The sequence below is a fragment of the Fulverythrobacter ferritrahens genome (assembly GCF_020539485.1).
Taxonomy (GTDB): Bacteria; Pseudomonadota; Alphaproteobacteria; order Sphingomonadales; family Sphingomonadaceae; genus Andeanibacterium; species Andeanibacterium ferritrahens.
Genome location: NZ_JACDXU010000003.1, coordinates 102,510 through 121,353, shown reverse-complemented (window position 1 = coordinate 121,353; position 18,844 = coordinate 102,510). Strand labels below are relative to the sequence as shown.

Here is an 18,844-nt window from a genome sequence, read left to right as displayed (position 1 = left end):
GAAGAGCTGCCTGACGGGACACGACAAAACCACGGTCATTGACGGTAGGCTTCGCACGTATCGGTTGCGGCCTCTCATTCAGCGATGCACGATGCCTTCCTTTGGTGGAGGCTCACAAACACCTGCTATGGCAAACGACGAAGTTCATCATGGTATTGAGTTCGCTAATCGCTATTCCCTCGGCATTGCCCAAGGGAATTTCAACGCCGCCACGGCTTTGAACCGCCTCAGAGGTCTCGCCAACGATATTGAGCATGTTGATGCAGCAATTGAAATTGCCAAGAAGTACGAAGAGGAGAATGATGGAGACTGGCATCTATTTCGTGAGATTGAAGCCTTTAGTTTCTATGCCGTTGGTGTTGTAACGTGCTTGGAATGGCACGCGCGTTCTCGGCTAACGGACTTGTTCTCGTTCATGCCAAGCGCGATCGGTCAAGACGACCTTAAGCCGCTGGCAAATGCCCGCCTGATGGCCCAAATGGTTGAGCACAATGTTTCAGCGGCACAGTTGCTTGGCGGAATGACCAACGTTGCAAGTGCCGATCGCTATTTGTCTATAATGAAGCGCGTATTTGAAAGCCTCTCGATTCCCAAAAAAGTACACGATCTTGTCAATCAGAACTCGGAGGCGCCCGGCTTGTTCGGCGATGAGGGTCGAGGAGGCATAGAACGGCTTCAGCGTATCTTCGAGTTCCGAAATGCTCTTGTTCACGAAATAGGGATCGAGATCCGCGGCCCTTATGTGATGCGCAACACCCTCGGGCCAAACCAAGCCTTAGAATGGTGCCGGTTCGCCATCGGCTGTATTGAAGAGATCGAGGCTCAAATAACCGCCCACGCACCAACTCATTTTCCAAACTGCCTTGATAAATGGGGCTACGCCAAGAACGAGGTTGAAGCACTTGATACAGTTATAACTGTGCTTGAAAAGGAAATATCAGTCATGTTTGAAAAAAAGAATAGGGGGATGAAACATTGGCTTAAAGCGTTACCTATATCACGGACTGCAATCGAGGCAGAGAACGAAATGTGCGGCGAACTTTATACTCGTTTCTTCGAGAATGCGACACCGGTCAGAATGTCTCTACGCCGTGCTCGATTGGCCTACTTGAACTCGGTCAAGGACGCTTTGGACCTCCTACCTGACAAGGGTTAATGAGTGTTATAATGTAATTCTACAGAAGTGCTACATGTGGACTGCAGGTCGTGGCTGTTTGATCGCTTTCCATTGTCCACGCCCACCACAAACACGGGTAGCCCCTCCTCCCGAAGGAAGAGGGGCCGGGGAGAGCCGGTTGGAAATCAGCTCGGGTTGGCCTCAACCGAGTAATTGATCGCGGCGTTGCGGGTCTTCTGGAAGTCCGGCACGCTCATGCCCTTCATCGCGGCATAGACATCAATATTGCCGAGGCCGACCACCGGGGCGAGCTTCTCCAGGTTGAAGAAGATCACGCCGTAATGGATCATCCCGATCCAATCGAGTTCGCGGATCATCCGCTTCTCTTCCTCGGTCAGCTTGTATTCGTCGGCCAGCCCTTCAAAGTCGGTCTTGAAGCGTTCGCGGAAGCCCGGTTCCACGATGGTGTGGAGGAAATTGTTGATCCGCCATGCCCGGGCGCTGACGCCCACGGTGAAGGGATAAGTGCCTTCAAGGCCCAGCGCGGGGGCCACATCGGCCATCATCCGGGCGGCATATTCCTCCTTGGTCACCGGTAGCGGATCAGGTTCCGCGTCCTCGAAGATCATGCTGGCGATGGAGGTCATGGAGGGCAGGAAGAAGCTCTGGTGCAGCTTGTTGACCTTGGGGGCCAGCGCGCCGCGCATCAGCATCCACATCACGATTTCGGCGCCTTCCATGCCGCCCAGCTTCACCAGTTCGCCCACCGGAATGTCGATCAGGCTTTCCGGGTCCTTGTGCAGGCGATCCATGAATTCCATGTCCCATTCGACATTGTTGAAGCCGCAGCGTTCGCCGTGCACCTGATGGGACAGGCCGCCGGTGCCCGCGATGGCTACCTTGATGTCCTTGGGATAGGACTGGATCGCCCGGCGCAGGGAGCGGCCGAAGTTCCAGAAGCGCTTGGCACGGGGAATCGGCAGTTCCAGCACGCCGCATTGCAGCGGCACGATCTTCACCGGCCAGCCGTTTTCGTCATCATAGGGCAGCAGCACGGAAAGCGGGGAGAACGCCCCATGGTCCAGCCCCATGCCCTGCCAGTAGGACAGATCGAAATCATCGGCCACCATGCCGAAGGCGATGTGCTGGGCAAGGTCCGGATCGCCCTTGATCGGCGGGATGTTGCGCGGGCCGCCGCCTTCGTCAGCCGCCGCATATTCCTCGCCGATACCCAGCGCGAAGTGGGAATAATGGCGCATCCAGAAGGAGGTCATGTGATCGTTGTAGATATAGAGGATCACGTCCGGCTTCTTTTCGGCAAGCCACTGTTTCACGGGCTCAAAGCCTTCGAAGATCGGTTTCCACACGGGATCGTCATATTTGCCCGCATCATGGGCAAAGGCGATGGTGGGGGTGTGCGATACGGCGAAACCGCCGACAATCTCGGCCATGGCAATGCTCTCCCTCTGCGCGGGAAAGCCGCCATTGTACCGCGCGATTCCCGGATCAAACAAGGATGCCGGGTTAGGGGAGAGAAGACCTACGCTCTTTGAGCGAGGTCAAAGCGCGAAAACTTCATATTTGTGAAGGGAACGGGTGAGAGCCCCTCCTCCGGAGAGGAGGGGCTGCATCAATCAGTCTTCCTTGCCAGCCACGCCGTAATTGATCTGGGCGTTGCGGGTCTTCTGGAATTCGGGAACCGACATGCCCTTCATCGCGGCATAGATGTCGATATTGCCGATGCCGGTCACGGCGCCGAGCTTTTCGAGCATGAAGAAGATCACGCCGTAATGGATCATGCCGATCCAGTCCCGCTCACGCACGAGGCGGCGTTCTTCCTCGGTCAGGCCAGCCTGTTCATAGGCGGCTTCCTCGTCCTCGCGGAACAGCTTGCGCACCTTGGGATCGGTCAGCGAGTGGAGGAAGTGGTTGAGGCGGAAGCCCTTCACCGCTCGTTCGATGGTAAAGGGATAGGTTCCTTCCATCTGCTCGGCGCCTTCATAGTCCCAATTCGCGCGGGCAATGGTTTCTTCCGGCGTTTCGGCCGGCTTGTCCTCGCTGCGCTCTTCCAGGATCATCGTGGCGATGGGGCACATGGAGGGCAGGAAATAGGTCTTGTGGGTGACTTCCACTTCCGCTGCCAGCGCGCCGCGCATCATCAGCCACATGACGACTTCAGCGCCTTCCCAGCCGCCCCGGCGGGCCAGTTCGGCAATGGACAGGTCGAGCAGGCTTTCAGGATCCTTCTCGAGCCGTTCCATGAATTCGGCATCCCACTTGGGATCGTTGAAGCCGCAGCCTTCGCCATGGACCTGATGCGAGAGGCCGCCAGTACCGGCAATCGCCACCTTGATGTCGTCGGGATAGGAAAGGATCGCCTGGCGCAGGCTCTTGCCGAATTTGTAAAACCGGCGCGCGCTGGGCAGCGGCACGGTCAGCACGCCGCAGACGATCGGCAGCAGCTTCACCGCCCAGCCATTTTCCTTGTCGTGATCGACCATGACGGAGAGCGGGCTGAAGGCGCCGTGATCCAGCCCCTTGCCCTGGAAATAGGACAGGTCGAATTCATTGGCGACCATCACGCGGGCAACATGCTCGGCAAACTTCGGATCGCCCTTGATCGCGGGAATATCGCGCGGGCCACCGCCTTCATCCGCCGCCGAATAGCTCTCGCCCACGCCCAGCGCGAAATGGCTGTAATGGTCGAAGAAGGAGGTCATGTGGTCGTTATAGATATAGACCAGCACGTCCGGCTTCTTCTCGCGGAACCACGCCTGCACCGGCTCATAGCCTTCAAAGATCGGCTTCCAGACGGGATCGTCCTGCTTGCCGCCATCCTTGGCGAAGGCGATGGTGGGGGTGTGCGACGTAGCTACGCCGCCGACGATGGTTGCCATTTTGCGCTTCTCCTCTCGCGCGGCCACCACCCGTCAGAAGCGGCGAATCCGCGAATTGTTGTTCAGATGGGCACGGGCGATAGCACGCGCAAACGTGCTTCGCTTCATCATTTTGAACAATTCGCGGATGCGAATGAATGCGGCGTCAGTTCCCGTCGAAATCGATCGCGTCGATTTCCACATCGTCCCAATCGCCTTCCTCCTCGTCATCCTGCCCTTCGTAAAAGGCGGTGAGGATCGTGGCCGCGATCACATGGCCCTCCATCGCTTCGAGCAGGGCCTTGCGGCTGCTGCCGGACGAAAGATCGAGCGAGGTGTCGAGCGCGAAGAGCTGGAACACATATTGGTGCCGATCACCCGTTTCGAGGCGCGGAAGCATCCATTCGCTGTTGCCCTGCGCATTCTTGCCCGCGCGGGGCGGCGTTTCGCCTTCCAGCAGCTGGCCCTTCTGCGGAGCAAGGCCCCAGACGAGCCAGTGGCAGGCCGGTTCCTTGCCCGCCGCATCGGGATCTTCCACGATCAGCACCAGTTCCGCCGCGCCTTCGGGCGGTGCCGTCCATTCCAGCGGCGGGGCGACGGCATCGTCCTCGTCGGCGGTGAAGCTGGGATCGAGTTCCTCGCCATCGTCGAAGGCGGCGGACTTCAGGCGGAAACCGCCCTTGCCCATCAGGCCGGGCGCACCGAGGCGGGCGATTGCGAGTGCCGCATGTCCTGCGCTGGCTGCCATGGTGAATCCTTTCCTGTCTGGCGAGTCCCTGCCGCCCTTACGGGCCGCGCCCCGGCAAGGACAAGGGCACAGGTCGCGCCGGCCGGGGATTTCCCCCGTGCTCTTGCCCGCAAACGCATGAGGCGGCATTTCCGCGTCATGGAGAACAGGCATATCGTTCATGGCTGGCTGGTCGATCCCGCAGCGCGCGAGGCGCTGCTGGCGCTCCATCCGCCGCGCTATGAGCAAGTGGTGGCCGAGCATGTCACCTTCAAGGCCGGGCCGGAAGAAAGGGCCATGCCTGAGGTCGATCACTGCCTGGCTTTGGGGATGAGCGATGACGGGCTGGGCGTGCAGGCTCTGGTTGTGGCCATCGACGGGACGACTGACCGGCCGGACGGATCGACCTGGCACATCACCTGGTCGCTGGCGGAAGGCCGACGCGCGAAGGAAAGCAATGACGTGATCGCCGCGCTGGGGTGGCAGGCACTGGCCGAGCCTCGGCACATTCCGCTGATCCCCGGCTGGTGGACCTGGACGAGCGGCTGAGGCGCTGGCCGCCCGTCAGCCCCCCGATTACCCTAGCCGAAGCGGAATGCGCTGACCGCGCCGCCCAGCACTACCTCGCCATAATCGCGCATGCCCGGTTCGCCCGAGGCACCGGCGGCGACCATCAGCGGGATCAGATGTTCCTCGCGCGGGTGGCAGAAGCGGGCAAAGGGAGCCGCCTGCCAGCCGGTAAGCAGTTCCGCCCGTTCCCCGGCATCGGCTTCCACCGCCTGTTCCAGCCAATTGTCGAACTCGCGCGACGGCGCTTCGGAGCGGGGATCGCCATAGGCGCGCATATTGTGGAAGCTCATGCCCGAACCCACGATCAGCACGCCTTCCTCGCGCAGGGGCGCCAGCGCTTCGCCCGCGGCAAGGTGCAGCGCGGGATCGAGCCCCGCCGTCAGCGACATCTGCACGCAGGGAATATCCGCATCGGGAAAGGCCACCTTCATGGGCACGAACACCCCGTGGTCATATCCGCGCGAGGGATGGATGCCCGCAGGCAAGCCCGCCGCGCGGATCAGTTCCGCCCCCTTTTCCGCCAGCCACGGCGCGCCCCGCGCGGGCCAGGTGAGCTTGTAGGTTTCGGGCGGGAAGCCGTAATAATCATAGACCAGATCGGGCGCATTGGCGCCGGTGAAGGCGAAGCCGTTTTCCTCCCAATGGCCGGAGATGATCAGGATCGCCTTCGGCCGTTCCGGCAGGCTGGCGGCCAGCCCTTTCAGATATGCCTCCATCCCGCGCCAGATGCCCTGCGGATCGGGCATGAAGAAGCACGGGCCACCGCCATGCGGGATATAAAGGCTGGGCTGCACGGCCATTCGCGATAATCCCCAAAGGGTTCTGGAAATGCGGAGGTGGCGCGCCAGCCGGGCGACGTCAACCGTCATTCGGCCCAGTAGGAAACCGGGGCTGGCCAAGCCGCCTTCCGCCTGCCATGGCACCGGCATCCCACAAAACTACCCAGAAAGGAGTACGGCCATGTCCGGCGCCGACGAAGATTATGTCTATGACGAGGAAAGCGGCGAATGGATGCCCGCGTCGGAACTGGCGGCAAAGCGCGCCGCGGCTGACCAGGTGGAAGTGCGCGATGCGGTGGGCAATCTGCTGGCCGATGGCGATCAGGTGACGCTGATCAAGGATCTGGAAGTCAAGGGCGCGGGCCAGACCCTGAAGCAGGGCACCCTGATCAAGTCCATCCGCCTGACCGGCGACCCGCAGGAGATCGATTGTCGATATCCGGGCATCAAGGGCCTCGTCCTGCGCGCGGAATTCGTCAAGAAGCGCTGAGGCGCCGTCACGAACAGATGTCCCCGCCCTCGCTTCGCCGTGGTTCCTGGTGTTGCCGGGAGCCCTGGCGAAATCGGCGCCCCTTTCCACGGCGAAGCGAGGACGGGCGATCTATTCGAGTGCCAGTGGCAACAGGGTGCCGGCGTCGGCCAGTTCCCCGAAATGGGCAGCGGAAGGCTGGCCCTGTCTCTCGTCCAGGCTCCGCTTGAGCCCCCCTTCTTCGCCCTTTCCGATCAGTGTGAGCGGAGCAATGCGCTGGAAGTTGCGAACCATTCGCAATAATCTCAGCCCACTGAATGCGAAGAGAAACACCATGAACCGCGACGTGATGAAAACGCTGACCTACCTGTCCGTCCACCTCACCGTGGGCTTCACGGTCGCCTATGCCCTCACCGGCTCGATCGCACTGGCCGGCGGCATCGCCCTGATCGAACCCTGCATCAATGCCGTTGCCTTCTATTTCCACGAACGGGCATGGAAGAAGGCCGATGCCCGCAAGGCGCGCCCCGCCGCCGATAGTCTCGATCCGGGCCGCTTCGCCTCAAGCCACTTCCACCCTGCCTAGGGCGCCTGCGTCCCGGTGAAGGGATGCTGCTCCGACCAGGCACAGCCATGGCGGGTTTCGCCCTTCACGCTCAACAGGGCAGTGAAGGGATAGACCCGGTCGCTCATACTGTCGCTGCAAGGCGCCTGCGAGATGGCAAGGTCGAAAGGCGCGCCGTCCAGCGTGCCGCTGAAGGACAGGCCGCCCCGCCCGGCAAAGCGCTTCACGTCCACTGCCTGCCCATACGGATTTTCAGGCGTGGTATAAGTCAGCGCGCTGCCCTGCACCTGCCCGCCCCAGAAAGGTTCGGTTCCGGTGAAACGCAGCAGCTCGTCCGCCGCGATCTCGTGGAAGGGAGTATTATCCTCCGCATCGCCGGGAAGGCTGCCACCAGGGCCCGAATGGCATGCCGCCAGCAGCAACAGGCTGGAAGCAACGGCAATCGCACGCATCATTTCACCTCGACCATTCACTCGAACCGACTATTCACTCGAACATCTTCACCGGCCAGCTGACCAGCATCGCCCCGCGCAATTCACCCGGAGCAAAGCCCGTGGCCCGGTCCGCCGGATAGAGCGCGTGAAGCAGTTCCGCCACATCCGGGCTGAGATTGGTGCCGTGGCAGGTTGAACACGGCTTGTCCTGCATGGGGATGGCGCGCAGCACATTGATGCGTTCCGCCGCGCCCGTGCCGCTGCGCCACAGGGCGGTTGCCGGGCGGCCATCCACCAGCGGAGCTTCAGCCAGCCGGGCGTAATAGGGGCGCATTTCCTCGGTCAACCCACCCGCCGGATTGCGATTGCGTTCGGCCACGCGGCTCACCTGCGCACCGCTGGCGGCGGATTCGGCGGCGGCGATCTGCGGCGCGGCATCCTTGCACACGCCAATCGCCTGCACCGGTCCGCCTTCCTGCAAAGCGGCAACCAGCTGCGCCTGCAGCTTGCCCTGGAAGCTCTGCGCCACGGCGGCGGAGCGTTCCATCACTGCCGCTTCATCTATCTTCGCCTGCCGACTGCCGCCTTCCGGCAGGCTGGCGCATCCGGCCGGCAGCAGCAGGGCAAGTGCCATAACGGGGGCCAGAACGGGTGCCATAACGGGGTGCGGGGCAGATCTGTGCATCATCGAAGCTCTCCTCCGGGCAAGGCAAGGTTCCGGCATGACTCCAAATGCTGTCACTGGCCAGCGGGACTTTACCCCTGCTTGCGCGCCTTATGGGCGGCGATCTGTTCGTCCAGCGCGGCAATGCGCAATCGCTCGGGCGTGCCCTTGGCCAGCCCTTTGAGGCGGCAGGTGGCCCACAGCGCCTTGCGTTCGGATTCCAGCGCCTTGAGATAAAGATCGGCCATTATCGCTCCTATAAGTCAAGCCCGCCGCATAGAGGGGGACGGCGCCGAGGGACAGGGATTTGGCGCCGCGCCCCGCATCCGGGAAAAGTGACACGATCCGCCCCGCGAAACAGGGGGCGCTTCCCCCGCCGCTTGGGCCCGGTCGGCCTCGCCCGCCAGCCCCAGATGGGGCCGCGCGATCAGCCGCAGAAGCGCGGTATTGTCAGCTTTTCGCATGATCCCGGTGAAGCGCCCGGCATAGAGCATCGGCTTGAGCGCACCGTACAAGGCGCGATATTCCAGCTCATAGCCTGTGACTTTCCGCGAACGGTGTGTGTCACCCTTGCCCCTGCCCATGGCAACATTCCACGCCGCCGCGAAACTTTCCGCCCCGCGCCGGGCCCGCAGACGATAGGCCGTCTCACGCGCCATCCCCACCAGCCGCGCCGCTTCGGAGACCGAGCGCGTCTGCGCCAGATAGCCAAGAAACGCCGCCTGCCTGTGCGGCGTCCACCCATCGGCACGGGCACGCAGGGGAACGGGAACGAAACCCGGCACATAACGGCGCGGGCGGCGAGCAGGTCTGAGGCGATGGGTCATCCGACAGGATAAGCCACGGATTGGGGTGTGTAGGAAAGGGTTTTGGGTGGGGTGGTGGCTGGCTCTCCTGCCCTTCATCGTCATCCCCGCGAAGGCGGGGATCCCTCCGATTTACCAGCCTGGGAATTACACACAGAAATGCGCTATCAGAATGGGGTGACAGCCCATGAAAATCGGTTATTTAGCACTTATGGGGGACAATGGCGCACATATCCGGCTCAAGTTGGATACAGATCAGCCAATTGCATTGGCAGATTTCGTCGCAGAATTTGTCGGAATTGGTAATCAGTTCGATAAATTCATCGCGCGCGAATATCCTGACCTAAAGGCAGAAAGCGAAATCTTCATAGAAGAAGTTCGCTCGGGCTGCATTGAGGCAGATTTGGTAGCATGGATAGTCGGCGGTGCCTTGAGCGTCGGCGCGACCGCAAAACTAGCTATTGATTTCATCGACAAGGGGCAAATTCTCACAAAATTTGTGAAAGATGTTGGAGAACGAATTAGCCCATACTTTCGTAAAGGAGGACGAACAAAGGACGCCAGCAAAAGCGACCTCGTTGATTTTCTAAAAACTACCAAAGCTATCGCGCGTGACCCAAATGGAACATTGAGTCTTGAGGCGGCCGTATTCGAAGACGGCAAGCGTAACGTTCGCGCAGCATTTCAATTCAGCAGCGACGATGCCCGCCAAGCTGAAACCGAGATAGGCGACCATCGTCGGGAACTTGAGACAAAGATCGACGAAAACCAAGAGCGCGTTCTGCTCCAATTCGTTCGACCGAGCGTAGAAGCGGGAAAGCCCGGCAAAAAGGGCGGCGAACGTGGAGTGATCACAAGCATTCACAAGCGCGCTCTTCCTATACTCTACGCCTCCACCTTGGCGGAGGAGCGAATGCTCCATGAAAAAATGCAGCTAGAAGGAAACGTGTTTCGCGCCCTATTTGATGTAAGCGTTAATGTGGAGTTGAGTGCTACCGGAAAGCCCTTAGCTTATCGAATTACCGCTGTTCACAATGTGATCGAAAACGGTGACGAGGCAGACTTAATCGACAGCTAAGCCCGAACTTAACTCTAGGCAATTTACGTTAGGCCTTGAAAGAGAAGAAGCCTCGAGAATTTGCCCGGCGGAGCTTCCGATTGATATTCGGTTCAAAGTCCATTACCCGCCCCCATCGCCTCCCAATACAACACCAAAGCCCCCGCGCTCACCACCGCCCAGTTGAACGCCAGCGCCAAGGCAGTGAACAGACGCCAGCCGCTTCCAGCCTCCGCCATGCCGCGCCGGAAGGTCCAGCGGCCGATGGCGAAAGTCAGCAGCCCGCAGGCAAGGATGTTGAAGGCCGGATGCTTGTTCAGCAGGGTGAAGAACACCACCAGCAGCACGATGCTTTGCAGAAACCACGCCGAGGCGAACCATACGATGGGCACCGGGCGATAGGTGCCTTCGGGCAGGAAGCTGCCGATGTCGCTGGAACGCACGCCATATTCGGGCGGGCCGTAATCCTCTTCGTCTTCCCGCGATCTTCGCATCATGCCCCCTTTTGCTTCACAGGATGCCACGGGCAGGGGGCGCTTCAATCAGGAAGGCTACTCACCACCCTCCTTCACCGCTGAAACCGCACCTTCCTGCGCATAGAAGGTGGGAGAAGTCAGCAGCGCCGCCAGTTGCCGGCCTGCATCCTCACCTTTCACCCCGGCATCGATCCTGCGGACCACCCGCCGCGCCGCTTCGGACAGGAAGCCGCCATTGGGATCGGAGGCAATCGAGGCCAGATGGGGGCGAGCCTCGGCGAATTTGCCATGTTTCAGATAATATTGGGCAAGATCGGAACGCAGGGACTGGTCGAAGGGTGCCAGCCGGATCGCCCGCTCCATCCCCTGCACCGCCTCGGCAGGGGGCGGGCGGGCACGCTCCAGGTAATTGTGAAAATTGTAGATCAGCGGCAGGGGATGGTCTTTTTCCAGCCGGCGCAGCGCCATGAAAGGCGCCATCGCGGCGGTGTAGGCCGCGTCCCGATCATCGGCCTGCGCGGCCTGCCGGAACAGCGCATTGCCCTTCTGGACATAGGCATTCCTTTGTTGTGGATCGAGTTCGATGGCCCGGTCCGCCGCCCGGATGGCGCGCCGCATATTGCCTGCATCCACTTCGGCTTCCGCCAGAGCCGACAGGACCGGAGCGCTTTGGGGGTAAAGTACGGCAATCTTGCGCACTTCCCCCACCAGCTGCGCCGCCTGATCCGGGCCAACCCCGCTGCGCAAGCGCATTACCAGAGGCATGACCGCCGCTTCCGCCTCGTCCAGCTGGCGAACCATTATGGAACCGACGCCCAGCTTTCCCGGCTGGAAAGAGAATGAACGGATCGGCCTGCCGAGATAGAGCTTAAGCTCCCGGTCCAGCTGGTCGAAATCGCCAAAGGCCTGCCTTGCGGCTTTCATCGTACCCAATCCCTTGCCCATCAGGCCGAGATAGGCCTCCATCTGGCCCTGGCGCATCTCCGCGAAAGTCAGATAGTGATACAGCAGCCAGCTGCGCGCATAGAAGGCGTTGGAGGCCTTCTCCATTCCCGCCTCGAAACTGGCCGGGTCCAGCAATTCCCTCACCTTCACTTCCCGGCCATGCAGCAAGGCGCCCATGCGGTGCCGGGCGGGCCCACCCAGCGAAATGCCGCCGGCATGGGGGAATTGGGCAGAGGCGAAGAATTCCGCCCCGCCTTCATCGTACCAGCGCGGGCCCATCGACGCGCCGGCGGAGATCAGGAAATGGTGGGTATATTCGTGCAGCAGCACGATCATGGGGAACGCCGTATGGTCTCCCCCCGTCTTCACTCGCGGGACGACGGCAATCGATGCCCCGGCCCGCGGCCTGTAAAAGCCGGCGATGCGGCGGGGCCCCTCCCCCATCAGGCGGCGCACTTCCCGATCGTTCTTCACGACGAATATGGTCAGCCGGTTCGACGGGCTCGGGGCGGGCAGATCTTCTCCGGTCAGGGCTTCCAGTGCCGAATGGTAGAGTTCCAACTGTCTGGAAAAACGGCGAATGTTCTGTTCATCGTCATCGGCATAAATGACGAAGTTCGCGCTGGAGGCCTCGCGCCATTCCGCCATTGCCGGCGCCGCAGACAAGAGGCAGACCGGCAACATCGTCAAAAGAGCTCGCACCACGGCCCCCTTTGATCGAATGATCCTTTTCTATATCAACAGGTTGACACAAGCAGGCCGCGTATCAAGGCGGGAAAAGGCTTTTCCCGGCGGCCTGTCCAACTTGTGCCACGCCTCAGCGCGCAGCGCGGGCTGCGAGCAGGCGCCGCGACCTTTCCGCGATCCAACCGGGCGCGAAAGGGAAAGGAGGAAGCGCTGATGAGGGACGCGAACGGCTGTCTCGACCTGTGGCGGGGCGAACCCGCTATCAGTCATCCCGGACCTGTTCCGGGATAAGGCTGCTTTCCTTCCCCCTGCACGTCGCGGCTTCGCTCAGTCCTTCACCGTCGTGTCGTAAGTCTCACGGAAGTTTTCGGCATTGCGCGCCGGCCCGATGAGCGCGCGATATTCCGCCCGCCTGGTTTCAGCTTTGGCCAGGGATTCCCGAAGTTCGGCAAGATCCTTCTCGCTTTCGGCGACCTTCTTCGCCGCAGCCTCGGCAGTGGCGCGCAGACTCGCGGCGGCGGCATTTGCGCTCCCCTTTTTTCCAGCGGTCCTTACTTCAACCGCGCGGGCCCGTTCGTCCGCAGCAATGAATTTCGCCTTGCGCTTCGCCAGTTGCTTTTCCGTCCTCTCGACCCCCGTCCTGGCCGCATCGACTTCAAATTCGTCCGCGTCGCCGGGCTTCTGGCAATAGGGGTTGGCCGGCACAATCTCGTCATCAGGCCCTAGCAGTGTGAGCGTCCGGAACTTCCAGATCTTGCCTTCCCGCTCGAAGACGCCGTCATAGACTCCGGCGATACTGCCATCCGGGGCGTGTACTGCCCACTGCCCATGGGCAGTGGTGAAGGTGCCCGCCCGATAGAACCGCAGGGGCAGCGGTTCGAGCGTGTTGCCCGCGACAGCAAGCGGATCAATCTGGCGATCGAGATTTGTCTGATCCGCCACGGAATCTCCAGATGTCCAACGGGTCTTCCTGGTCAGCTTGAACAAGGTGCTGCGGGGCTTGCCCGCAGAGGCTGCCGCAAAATAGTCGCTCATCAGCTGCGTGCCGGGTGCATGAGCCTCGAACTGCTCTTCCTTATCGACGAATAGGTCGCACCGCATATAACCGTTCATGGAACGGCCGATCGCCTGGCCCAGGACATCGGGCAATCCCGCCATCAGCGCCCCGCTGAAACCCTGCGAATATGCCGGCTGTGCGGCACAGACAGCTGCCAATGCCAGCACGGCGCGAAAACCGATTTTCATGAATACTTCCCCCCTGTCGCGGAGCGGAAGCTAGCAAGCACTGGCCTGGCCGGACAGAAGGTAAAAACTCCATAGTGGCTCAATGCCGGTTGAAATACGGCAGTTTTCGCTCACCCTCCGCCAAGGTCGCGGGGCCAATCGCGTTGGCGGGGAAGCGGTTGCGCACCGGGCCCTGCCAGTGCGCAACCGGTTTTCCTGTTTCCCCTCGATCGAAGGGAAACAGGAGGGCGGGCCTTTTGCCCTGTCAGTCGTGTTCGCGGTCGCCCTGGCCGATGTAAAGCTCGCGCCCCGTCTCGTTATAGACGCGGCTCATCTCCTTCATCCCCGCCTCGGCCTCTTCGGCGGCGGCGAAGGTTTCGATGGGGGCGTTCTGCTTCGCGGCGAAATCGCGCACTTCCTGCGTGATCTTCATCGAACAGAATTTCGGCCCGCACATGGAGCAGAAATGCGCCGTCTTGGCGCCTTCGGCCGGCAGCGTCTGGTCGTGATATTGTTCGGCAGTGTCCGGGTCCAGCGAGAGGTTGAACTGGTCGCGCCAGCGGAATTCAAACCGCGCGCGGCTAAGCGCATCGTCGCGCACCTTGGCTGCCGGATGGCCCTTGGCAAGATCCGCCGCATGGGCCGCCAGCTTGTAAGTGACGACGCCCACCTTCACATCGTCCCGGTCAGGCAGGCCGAGATGCTCCTTGGGCGTGACGTAGCAGAGCATGGCCGTGCCATACCAGCCGATCATCGCCGCGCCGATGCCGCTGGTGATGTGGTCGTAACCGGGCGCGATGTCGGTCACGAGGGGCCCGAGCGTGTAGAACGGAGCCTCACCGCAGGCGGCCAGCTGCTTGTCCATATTCTCCTTGATCTTGTGCATCGGCACGTGGCCGGGGCCTTCGATCATCACCTGCACGTCCTGCTCCCAGGCGCGCTTGGTCAGTTCGCCCAGCGTGTAGAGTTCGGCGAACTGCGCCTCGTCATTCGCATCGGCGATGGAGCCGGGCCGCAGGCCATCGCCCAGCGAATAGGCGATGTCATAGGCCTTCATGATCTCGGTGATCTCGTCGAAATGTTCGTAGAGGAACGATTCCTTGTGATGGGCAAGGCACCACTTGGCCATGATCGAACCGCCCCGGCTGACGATGCCGGTCACGCGCTTGGCGGTGAGCGGGATGTAGGGCAGGCGCACGCCGGCATGGATGGTGAAATAATCCACGCCCTGCTCGGCCTGTTCGATCAGCGTATCGCGGAAGATTTCCCAGGTCAGATCCTCGGCAATGCCGCCCACCTTTTCCAGCGCCTGATAGATCGGCACGGTCCCGATGGGCACGGGGCTGTTGCGGATGATCCATTCGCGCGTGTCATGGATGTTGCGGCCGGTGGAAAGGTCCATCACCGTGTCCGCGCCCCAGCGGATCGACCAGACCATCTTGTCCACTTCGCTCGCCACATCGCTGGCGACGGCGGAATTGCCGATATTGGCGTTGATCTTCACCAGGAAGTTGCGGCCGATGGCCATCGGTTCGCATTCCGGGTGGTTGACGTTGCTGGGAATGATCGCCCTTCCGCGCGCCACTTCCTCGCGCACAAATTCCGGCGTCACGTAATCGGGAATGGCAGCGCCCCAATCCTGCCCGTCGCGGATATATTCGCGCAGCATCTCGCGGCCGAGATTTTCGCGCGTGGCGACATATTCCATCTCGGGCGTGATGATACCCCGGCGGGCATAATGCATCTGGCTGAGGTTCGCGCCGGGCTTCGCGCGCAGCACACGCTTGTGGACATTGGGATAGGCAGGCACGCCGCCCGAACGATCCGGCCCAAGCTGACCGTTGTCTTCCGGCTTCACTTCGCGCGCGGCATATTCTTCCACATCGCCGCGTTCGATCTGCCACTGGCGGCGCAGCTGGGGCAGGCCCTGCGCGATGTCGATCTGGACGGTGGGATCGGTGTAGGGGCCCGACGTGTCATAGACCCGTACCGGCGGTTCGCCGCTGGAAGGTTCCAGATCGATCTCGCGCATGGCCACCTTGAGAGGGCCGACATGGATCTTGCGGCTGCCCCGGATCGGGCCGGTGGTCACGCCGATTTCGATGGGGGAATTGATGTCGGCCATTCAGTCTCTCCAGCCGAGCGGAAGAGCGGATGGCGGGCCTTGTCATCAGGCTGGACGCCCTCCACTCCCTCCGCCCGTGTTAACGGGTTCAGGTTCGACGGGTCGTGGGGCGCAACGCCCACCTCTCAGCCAATGGTCCGCAAGCGGTCCGGCATGGCTCCCCGGGGATGAGTCGGGGTTCTAGGGCCTTGCGCGCGCGGCGGCAAGCGGGGCCATGCCGGATCGCGACAGGCAGCGCGCGGCGTGCTATCTTTCGTTTCACGGGAGATGTGAAAGAGGAGATACGCCCATGAGCGTTTCCACAAGGCACGCCCTCGCCGCAGCTGCGGCGCTGGCCCTGCCCGCCGCAGCCGCGGCCCATCATGGCTGGGGCTGGACTGAGGACAAGGAGAGCCGCCTTTCCGGCACCATCCAGTCGATCAGCTTCGGCAATCCGCATATGCACCTGCAGTTGCGCACCGATGACGGATTATGGGAAGTGGACCTTTCCCCGCCCATCGTGGCGCAGGGATCGGGCTTCGGCCCGGATGCGGCGAAGACGGGTGATACGGCCATCGTCACCGGCCACCGCGCCCGCGACGGCAAGCTGCGCGCCTTCAAGGGCGAGACGATCACGGTGCGCGGCAAGACCTATGACGTCTATCCGCAGCGGGAGAAGACGCTCTGACCTTAGGGCGGAGCGCAGATTCCTGGGCGGATAATCGTCCGCTTTCAGCAGAGCCCTATAGCGAGGGGAATGGCAGGAATGTTGGGGGAAACGGACCATCCTGACTCGTCATGCTGAACTTGTTTCAGCATCCATTTCTCCCCACGGACTGCCGCTCAATTTGGTCAAATGGGTCCTGAAACAAGTTCAGGATGACGATAGTGCAAACGTCTGCAATGTTGTCGGTTCCTGAAGGGCAGGTTTAGGTGCTTTGGTAGTGGGAAGCGGGCATAAGTCAGGCGTCGTTTTGAGCGTAGCTGATCAGCCGTTGGCATTGCTCTTCGGCGGACCCGATGAAGCCTTCGATGATCTCACGAGCAATGAACGTCTCAAGGAAATATTCGTAGTGCTTGCCATCCCGCTTCACGGGGTCTGTGGTGTCCGGTGCAGGAGACACAAGGATTGCGTTTGCCTCACAGGACCATGGCTGCTCGACATAAATTGTCGTAATATCATTGGTCCATCCGGACGCCTCGGCAATCAACTCGATGAGCGTCATTCTCCCCTCCCTCTCGCGAGTGGATTATAGTTGGCCTCCAATGTCCGCAAAGTTGTCGTGTCCGGACAGTCAGCTTTTGAGGCCCCTCCACGAATTGCGGAAGCCCGCTGACGCCCCCGCCCAGGCCCCCTCACGTAAACCGCATGAAGCCCGACACCGCCAGCGTCAGCCCGGCAAGCAAGGTCACCACCGCCCACGCGCGGTGCATGGCGGCTAGGTTCTTGAGCCAAAGGTGGAAATAGAGGTCCGAGAAACCGGCCACGGCCAGCGCCTCGATCATCATCAGCCCGCCGATACCCTTCATCACGCAGGTCACGATGTCCCCCGAATCCCACGGGTTCATCAGATAGATCAGCGCGCCGAAGGTCAGTTCCACCGCAGCGCTGAGCAATTGCAGCGCGGGGGACTTGTCGATTTCCTCGATCATGGTGCGCCAGATGCCGGGCTGGCGCAGCGCGCCGATGGCGGCGAAAGTGGCAAACAAGCCCAGCAACGCGGCGCTCCACGCAGTGGGATCGAAACTGTTCAGCATCCTCATGCACCTCCGCTCGATGGAGTGTTTGAGCAGATGAGTAAGGCCGGTCCAGTGCGCTGTCCAGCGCCGCGTTCCTGCTGTTTTCCGCTATCGGTTTTTCGCCTCTTAGGCCGCGGCCTGCCACTGTACTATCGCATCCATCGGCCAGAGCAGCATCAGGACGTTGAGCGTAAGATTGTCGCGGATCATCGCCAGGGTGAACAGTTCCAGTGCCACGCCCAGGGCGATACCGGCCCAGGTCGGCAAGCGGCCAGCGAGCAGGAAACCGACGATCATCCAGCCGATATCGGACATGGAATTGACGATGCTGTCCCCCACATAGCCCCAGCTGACCGTCACTTCGCGATAGCGGTTGATGATGAAGGGCGTGTTTTCCAGCACTTCCCAGAAGCCTTCGAAACCCACTGCGATCGGCAGGGCCCAGCGCGCGGGCAAGCCGCCGAACAGGCCCCAGCGCCACCACAATATATGCGCGAAGAAATAGAACAGCAGGCCGTGGATCAGATGGCTGGGCGAATACCAATCCGTGATATGCTGGCTGTTCTCGGAAGACTGAACCACACCGTGCCACAGCTTGATCGTGCCGCATTCGCACATGATCGGGCGGTGCATCGCCAGCAGGATCGCGAGGATCAGCGCCAGAACGGCCAGAGTGGCGAACAGGGCGCGACCATGGGGTAGCAGCGATGGCATTTGCGCTGACTGCACCCGATGCAGTCCATCCGCAAGCATACGCAATTGTCTTTATCATTCCGGTGCTTCACTCGTGCTTCCCATGACGATTCCCACGCGTGTCCGCGCGCTCGCCCTTCCGCTTGCTCTCGCCCTCGCCCTCACCGGCGGGCCGCTCCATGCGGCGGAGGCGCCTGCCCCCTTGCCGGAAGCTGCGGCGCAGCGGATCACAGCCGATCCGCACGGGGATCTCTATGATGCGATGCAGGGCGGGATCGACAATGAACGGGTGCTCGACAATCTGATCGAGTCCATCATTGCGGAAATGTTTCGGCTGGTGCCGGAATTGGAACTTCTGGAAGCCGAAAAGCCGGGACTTATGGCCGGGATGGCCGCCGCCTTTCGCCCCGTTCTGGCCGACTATTCCGCGCGGGTAAAGGAAACCTACCGTCCCCGGATGATCGCGCTTTTCAAGGAAGAACTGAGCGCGGAAGATGCCGAACAACTCTCTGCCTTCTATCGTTCCGACCTCGGCCGCAAATTGCTGACGGGATTGAGCAACAATTACACCGGCGCCCGAACCATGCGCAGCGCGATAGAAAATCCGAAGGCCGACATTCCCGCCGAAACGATCACCAACGACGTGAAAAGCGCCACCTTCAAGGCCTATCTCGGGCTCTCCGTCGCTGATCGGAAGGCTGTTGACGCGCTGGCCACGGACATACCGGCTTTCGGGAAACTCAATAAGCTCCAGCCGCAGATAAACGCCTTGCGGCATGAGATGGAGAATTCCCCCATGCTGCCCGAGGAAGATGCTCGCCTGCAAAGCTCGATCGACGCCGCCTTGCAGGAATATCTCGATAATCCCGCCGAGAAGTAGGCACAGACACCCGCAGGCATTGCGCGGGGCG

General features: G+C 61.3%; 23 protein-coding genes and 1 riboswitch. Of the genes, 7 read left to right on the top strand and 16 right to left on the bottom strand.

The window, feature by feature from the left end; genetic code table 11:
- Window positions 1-127: 127 nt before the first annotated feature.
- Window positions 128-1,156: a hypothetical protein gene (locus tag H0274_RS12640; protein WP_226795825.1), complete on the top strand. Its 1,029-nt coding sequence runs from the start codon at window positions 128-130 to the stop codon at window positions 1,154-1,156.
- 146 nt (window positions 1,157-1,302) lie between these two features.
- On the opposite strand, the gene H0274_RS12635 is transcribed toward H0274_RS12640, so the two are convergent.
- The 3 genes from H0274_RS12635 to H0274_RS12625 all read right to left on the bottom strand — a co-directional run bounded on the left by H0274_RS12635 (window position 1,303) and on the right by H0274_RS12625 (window position 4,741).
- On the bottom strand, window positions 1,303-2,568 hold the full coding sequence (locus H0274_RS12635) for a gallate dioxygenase (RefSeq protein ID WP_226795824.1): 1,266 nt from the start codon (window positions 2,566-2,568) through the stop codon (window positions 1,303-1,305).
- A 183-nt stretch (window positions 2,569-2,751) separates the two neighbouring features.
- Window positions 2,752-4,014, bottom strand: a complete 1,263-nt coding sequence (locus H0274_RS12630) for a gallate dioxygenase (protein ID WP_226795823.1) — start codon at window positions 4,012-4,014, stop codon at window positions 2,752-2,754.
- A gap of 145 nt (window positions 4,015-4,159) precedes the next feature.
- Window positions 4,160-4,741, bottom strand: a complete 582-nt coding sequence (locus H0274_RS12625) for a YbhB/YbcL family Raf kinase inhibitor-like protein (protein ID WP_226795822.1) — start codon at window positions 4,739-4,741, stop codon at window positions 4,160-4,162.
- A gap of 138 nt (window positions 4,742-4,879) precedes the next feature.
- Here H0274_RS12625 and H0274_RS12620 point away from each other — a divergent pair, with 138 nt between their 5' ends.
- Window positions 4,880-5,269 carry a hypothetical protein gene (locus H0274_RS12620; RefSeq protein WP_226795821.1) on the top strand — a complete coding sequence of 130 codons (390 nt, stop codon included), beginning with the start codon at window positions 4,880-4,882 and terminating at the stop codon, window positions 5,267-5,269.
- Window positions 5,270-5,301: 32 nt separating this feature from the next.
- On the opposite strand, the gene H0274_RS12615 is transcribed toward H0274_RS12620, so the two are convergent.
- The gene (locus H0274_RS12615; protein ID WP_226795820.1) at window positions 5,302-6,090 is read right to left on the bottom strand and encodes a DODA-type extradiol aromatic ring-opening family dioxygenase; all 789 of its coding nucleotides are present in this window, start codon (window positions 6,088-6,090) and stop codon (window positions 5,302-5,304) included.
- A 160-nt stretch (window positions 6,091-6,250) separates the two neighbouring features.
- Here H0274_RS12615 and H0274_RS12610 point away from each other — a divergent pair, with 160 nt between their 5' ends.
- Entirely contained in the window at window positions 6,251-6,559 is a 309-nt protein-coding gene (locus H0274_RS12610) for an alkylphosphonate utilization protein (RefSeq protein ID WP_226795819.1), read from the top strand.
- Between the two features lie 111 nt (window positions 6,560-6,670).
- Here the strand turns inward: H0274_RS12610 and H0274_RS12605 are convergent, their stop codons facing one another.
- Window positions 6,671-6,832: a hypothetical protein gene (locus H0274_RS12605; protein WP_226795818.1), complete on the bottom strand. Its 162-nt coding sequence runs from the start codon at window positions 6,830-6,832 to the stop codon at window positions 6,671-6,673.
- 40 nt (window positions 6,833-6,872) lie between these two features.
- On the opposite strand from H0274_RS12605, the gene H0274_RS12600 reads away from it, so the two are divergent.
- The gene (locus H0274_RS12600) at window positions 6,873-7,124 is read left to right on the top strand and encodes a DUF2061 domain-containing protein (protein ID WP_226795817.1); all 252 of its coding nucleotides are present in this window, start codon (window positions 6,873-6,875) and stop codon (window positions 7,122-7,124) included.
- On the opposite strand, the gene H0274_RS12595 is transcribed toward H0274_RS12600, so the two are convergent.
- The 4 genes from H0274_RS12595 to H0274_RS12580 form a co-directional block, all read right to left on the bottom strand.
- Window positions 7,121-7,555 carry a COG3650 family protein gene (locus tag H0274_RS12595; RefSeq protein WP_226795816.1) on the bottom strand — a complete coding sequence of 145 codons (435 nt, stop codon included), beginning with the start codon at window positions 7,553-7,555 and terminating at the stop codon, window positions 7,121-7,123. The two genes, H0274_RS12600 and H0274_RS12595, sit on opposite strands and share 4 nt — an antisense overlap.
- A gap of 34 nt (window positions 7,556-7,589) precedes the next feature.
- A complete protein-coding gene (locus tag H0274_RS12590) occupies window positions 7,590-8,225 on the bottom strand; it encodes a c-type heme family protein (RefSeq protein ID WP_226795815.1) in 636 nt (211 codons plus the stop codon).
- Between the two features lie 68 nt (window positions 8,226-8,293).
- Window positions 8,294-8,449: a hypothetical protein gene (locus tag H0274_RS12585; RefSeq protein WP_226795814.1), complete on the bottom strand. Its 156-nt coding sequence runs from the start codon at window positions 8,447-8,449 to the stop codon at window positions 8,294-8,296.
- 15 nt (window positions 8,450-8,464) lie between these two features.
- Window positions 8,465-9,028: a hypothetical protein gene (locus H0274_RS12580; RefSeq protein WP_226795813.1), complete on the bottom strand. Its 564-nt coding sequence runs from the start codon at window positions 9,026-9,028 to the stop codon at window positions 8,465-8,467.
- 166 nt (window positions 9,029-9,194) lie between these two features.
- Between H0274_RS12580 and H0274_RS12575 the strand changes: the two genes are divergently transcribed.
- A complete protein-coding gene (locus H0274_RS12575) occupies window positions 9,195-10,085 on the top strand; it encodes a hypothetical protein (protein WP_226795812.1) in 891 nt (296 codons plus the stop codon).
- A gap of 92 nt (window positions 10,086-10,177) precedes the next feature.
- On the opposite strand, the gene H0274_RS12570 is transcribed toward H0274_RS12575, so the two are convergent.
- The 4 genes from H0274_RS12570 to thiC form a co-directional block, all read right to left on the bottom strand.
- Complete coding sequence (locus H0274_RS12570) at window positions 10,178-10,561, bottom strand: hypothetical protein (protein WP_226795811.1); 384 nt, start codon at window positions 10,559-10,561, stop codon at window positions 10,178-10,180.
- Window positions 10,562-10,615: 54 nt separating this feature from the next.
- On the bottom strand, window positions 10,616-12,133 hold the full coding sequence (locus H0274_RS12565; protein WP_226795810.1) for a DUF1570 domain-containing protein: 1,518 nt from the start codon (window positions 12,131-12,133) through the stop codon (window positions 10,616-10,618).
- Between the two features lie 366 nt (window positions 12,134-12,499).
- Window positions 12,500-13,417 carry a hypothetical protein gene (locus H0274_RS12560; protein ID WP_226795809.1) on the bottom strand — a complete coding sequence of 306 codons (918 nt, stop codon included), beginning with the start codon at window positions 13,415-13,417 and terminating at the stop codon, window positions 12,500-12,502.
- Between the two features lie 244 nt (window positions 13,418-13,661).
- On the bottom strand, window positions 13,662-15,521 hold the full coding sequence (gene thiC / locus H0274_RS12555) for a phosphomethylpyrimidine synthase ThiC (RefSeq protein ID WP_226795808.1): 1,860 nt from the start codon (window positions 15,519-15,521) through the stop codon (window positions 13,662-13,664).
- A 47-nt stretch (window positions 15,522-15,568) separates the two neighbouring features.
- Window positions 15,569-15,695: riboswitch (TPP riboswitch) on the bottom strand.
- 115 nt (window positions 15,696-15,810) lie between these two features.
- Here thiC and H0274_RS12550 point away from each other — a divergent pair.
- The gene (locus tag H0274_RS12550; RefSeq protein WP_226795807.1) at window positions 15,811-16,188 is read left to right on the top strand and encodes a DUF6152 family protein; all 378 of its coding nucleotides are present in this window, start codon (window positions 15,811-15,813) and stop codon (window positions 16,186-16,188) included.
- A 274-nt stretch (window positions 16,189-16,462) separates the two neighbouring features.
- On the opposite strand, the gene H0274_RS12545 is transcribed toward H0274_RS12550, so the two are convergent.
- The 3 genes from H0274_RS12545 to H0274_RS12535 all read right to left on the bottom strand — a co-directional run bounded on the left by H0274_RS12545 (window position 16,463) and on the right by H0274_RS12535 (window position 17,954).
- Window positions 16,463-16,726, bottom strand: a complete 264-nt coding sequence (locus tag H0274_RS12545; RefSeq protein WP_226795806.1) for a hypothetical protein — start codon at window positions 16,724-16,726, stop codon at window positions 16,463-16,465.
- A 130-nt stretch (window positions 16,727-16,856) separates the two neighbouring features.
- A complete protein-coding gene (locus H0274_RS12540; RefSeq protein ID WP_226795805.1) occupies window positions 16,857-17,264 on the bottom strand; it encodes a hypothetical protein in 408 nt (135 codons plus the stop codon).
- Between the two features lie 102 nt (window positions 17,265-17,366).
- Entirely contained in the window at window positions 17,367-17,954 is a 588-nt protein-coding gene (locus H0274_RS12535) for a DUF2585 family protein (RefSeq protein WP_226795804.1), read from the bottom strand.
- An 82-nt stretch (window positions 17,955-18,036) separates the two neighbouring features.
- On the opposite strand from H0274_RS12535, the gene H0274_RS12530 reads away from it, so the two are divergent.
- Window positions 18,037-18,813 (top strand): DUF2059 domain-containing protein, encoded by a 777-nt coding sequence (locus tag H0274_RS12530; RefSeq protein WP_226795803.1) that lies wholly within the window; start codon window positions 18,037-18,039, stop codon window positions 18,811-18,813.
- Window positions 18,814-18,844: the final 31 nt, after the last annotated feature.

What these genes read in the sequence shown, in the direction of transcription:
- H0274_RS12640 (WP_226795825.1), top strand. Translation starts at nt 128, where the DNA reads ATGGCAAACGACGAAGTTCATCATGGTATTGAGTTCGCTAATCGCTAT.
- H0274_RS12635 (WP_226795824.1), bottom strand. Translation starts at nt 2,568, where the DNA reads ATGGCCGAGATTGTCGGCGGTTTCGCCGTATCGCACACCCCCACCATC.
- H0274_RS12630 (WP_226795823.1), bottom strand. Translation starts at nt 4,014, where the DNA reads ATGGCAACCATCGTCGGCGGCGTAGCTACGTCGCACACCCCCACCATC.
- H0274_RS12625 (WP_226795822.1), bottom strand. Translation starts at nt 4,741, where the DNA reads ATGGCAGCCAGCGCAGGACATGCGGCACTCGCAATCGCCCGCCTCGGT.
- H0274_RS12620 (WP_226795821.1), top strand. Translation starts at nt 4,880, where the DNA reads ATGGAGAACAGGCATATCGTTCATGGCTGGCTGGTCGATCCCGCAGCG.
- H0274_RS12615 (WP_226795820.1), bottom strand. Translation starts at nt 6,090, where the DNA reads ATGGCCGTGCAGCCCAGCCTTTATATCCCGCATGGCGGTGGCCCGTGC.
- H0274_RS12610 (WP_226795819.1), top strand. Translation starts at nt 6,251, where the DNA reads ATGTCCGGCGCCGACGAAGATTATGTCTATGACGAGGAAAGCGGCGAA.
- H0274_RS12605 (WP_226795818.1), bottom strand. Translation starts at nt 6,832, where the DNA reads ATGGTTCGCAACTTCCAGCGCATTGCTCCGCTCACACTGATCGGAAAG.
- H0274_RS12600 (WP_226795817.1), top strand. Translation starts at nt 6,873, where the DNA reads ATGAACCGCGACGTGATGAAAACGCTGACCTACCTGTCCGTCCACCTC.
- H0274_RS12595 (WP_226795816.1), bottom strand. Translation starts at nt 7,555, where the DNA reads ATGCGTGCGATTGCCGTTGCTTCCAGCCTGTTGCTGCTGGCGGCATGC.
- H0274_RS12590 (WP_226795815.1), bottom strand. Translation starts at nt 8,225, where the DNA reads ATGATGCACAGATCTGCCCCGCACCCCGTTATGGCACCCGTTCTGGCC.
- H0274_RS12585 (WP_226795814.1), bottom strand. Translation starts at nt 8,449, where the DNA reads ATGGCCGATCTTTATCTCAAGGCGCTGGAATCCGAACGCAAGGCGCTG.
- H0274_RS12580 (WP_226795813.1), bottom strand. Translation starts at nt 9,028, where the DNA reads ATGACCCATCGCCTCAGACCTGCTCGCCGCCCGCGCCGTTATGTGCCG.
- H0274_RS12575 (WP_226795812.1), top strand. Translation starts at nt 9,195, where the DNA reads ATGAAAATCGGTTATTTAGCACTTATGGGGGACAATGGCGCACATATC.
- H0274_RS12570 (WP_226795811.1), bottom strand. Translation starts at nt 10,561, where the DNA reads ATGATGCGAAGATCGCGGGAAGACGAAGAGGATTACGGCCCGCCCGAA.
- H0274_RS12565 (WP_226795810.1), bottom strand. Translation starts at nt 12,133, where the DNA reads ATGGCGGAATGGCGCGAGGCCTCCAGCGCGAACTTCGTCATTTATGCC.
- H0274_RS12560 (WP_226795809.1), bottom strand. Translation starts at nt 13,417, where the DNA reads ATGAAAATCGGTTTTCGCGCCGTGCTGGCATTGGCAGCTGTCTGTGCC.
- thiC (WP_226795808.1), bottom strand. Translation starts at nt 15,521, where the DNA reads ATGGCCGACATCAATTCCCCCATCGAAATCGGCGTGACCACCGGCCCG.
- H0274_RS12550 (WP_226795807.1), top strand. Translation starts at nt 15,811, where the DNA reads ATGAGCGTTTCCACAAGGCACGCCCTCGCCGCAGCTGCGGCGCTGGCC.
- H0274_RS12545 (WP_226795806.1), bottom strand. Translation starts at nt 16,726, where the DNA reads ATGACGCTCATCGAGTTGATTGCCGAGGCGTCCGGATGGACCAATGAT.
- H0274_RS12540 (WP_226795805.1), bottom strand. Translation starts at nt 17,264, where the DNA reads ATGAGGATGCTGAACAGTTTCGATCCCACTGCGTGGAGCGCCGCGTTG.
- H0274_RS12535 (WP_226795804.1), bottom strand. Translation starts at nt 17,954, where the DNA reads ATGCCATCGCTGCTACCCCATGGTCGCGCCCTGTTCGCCACTCTGGCC.
- H0274_RS12530 (WP_226795803.1), top strand. Translation starts at nt 18,037, where the DNA reads ATGACGATTCCCACGCGTGTCCGCGCGCTCGCCCTTCCGCTTGCTCTC.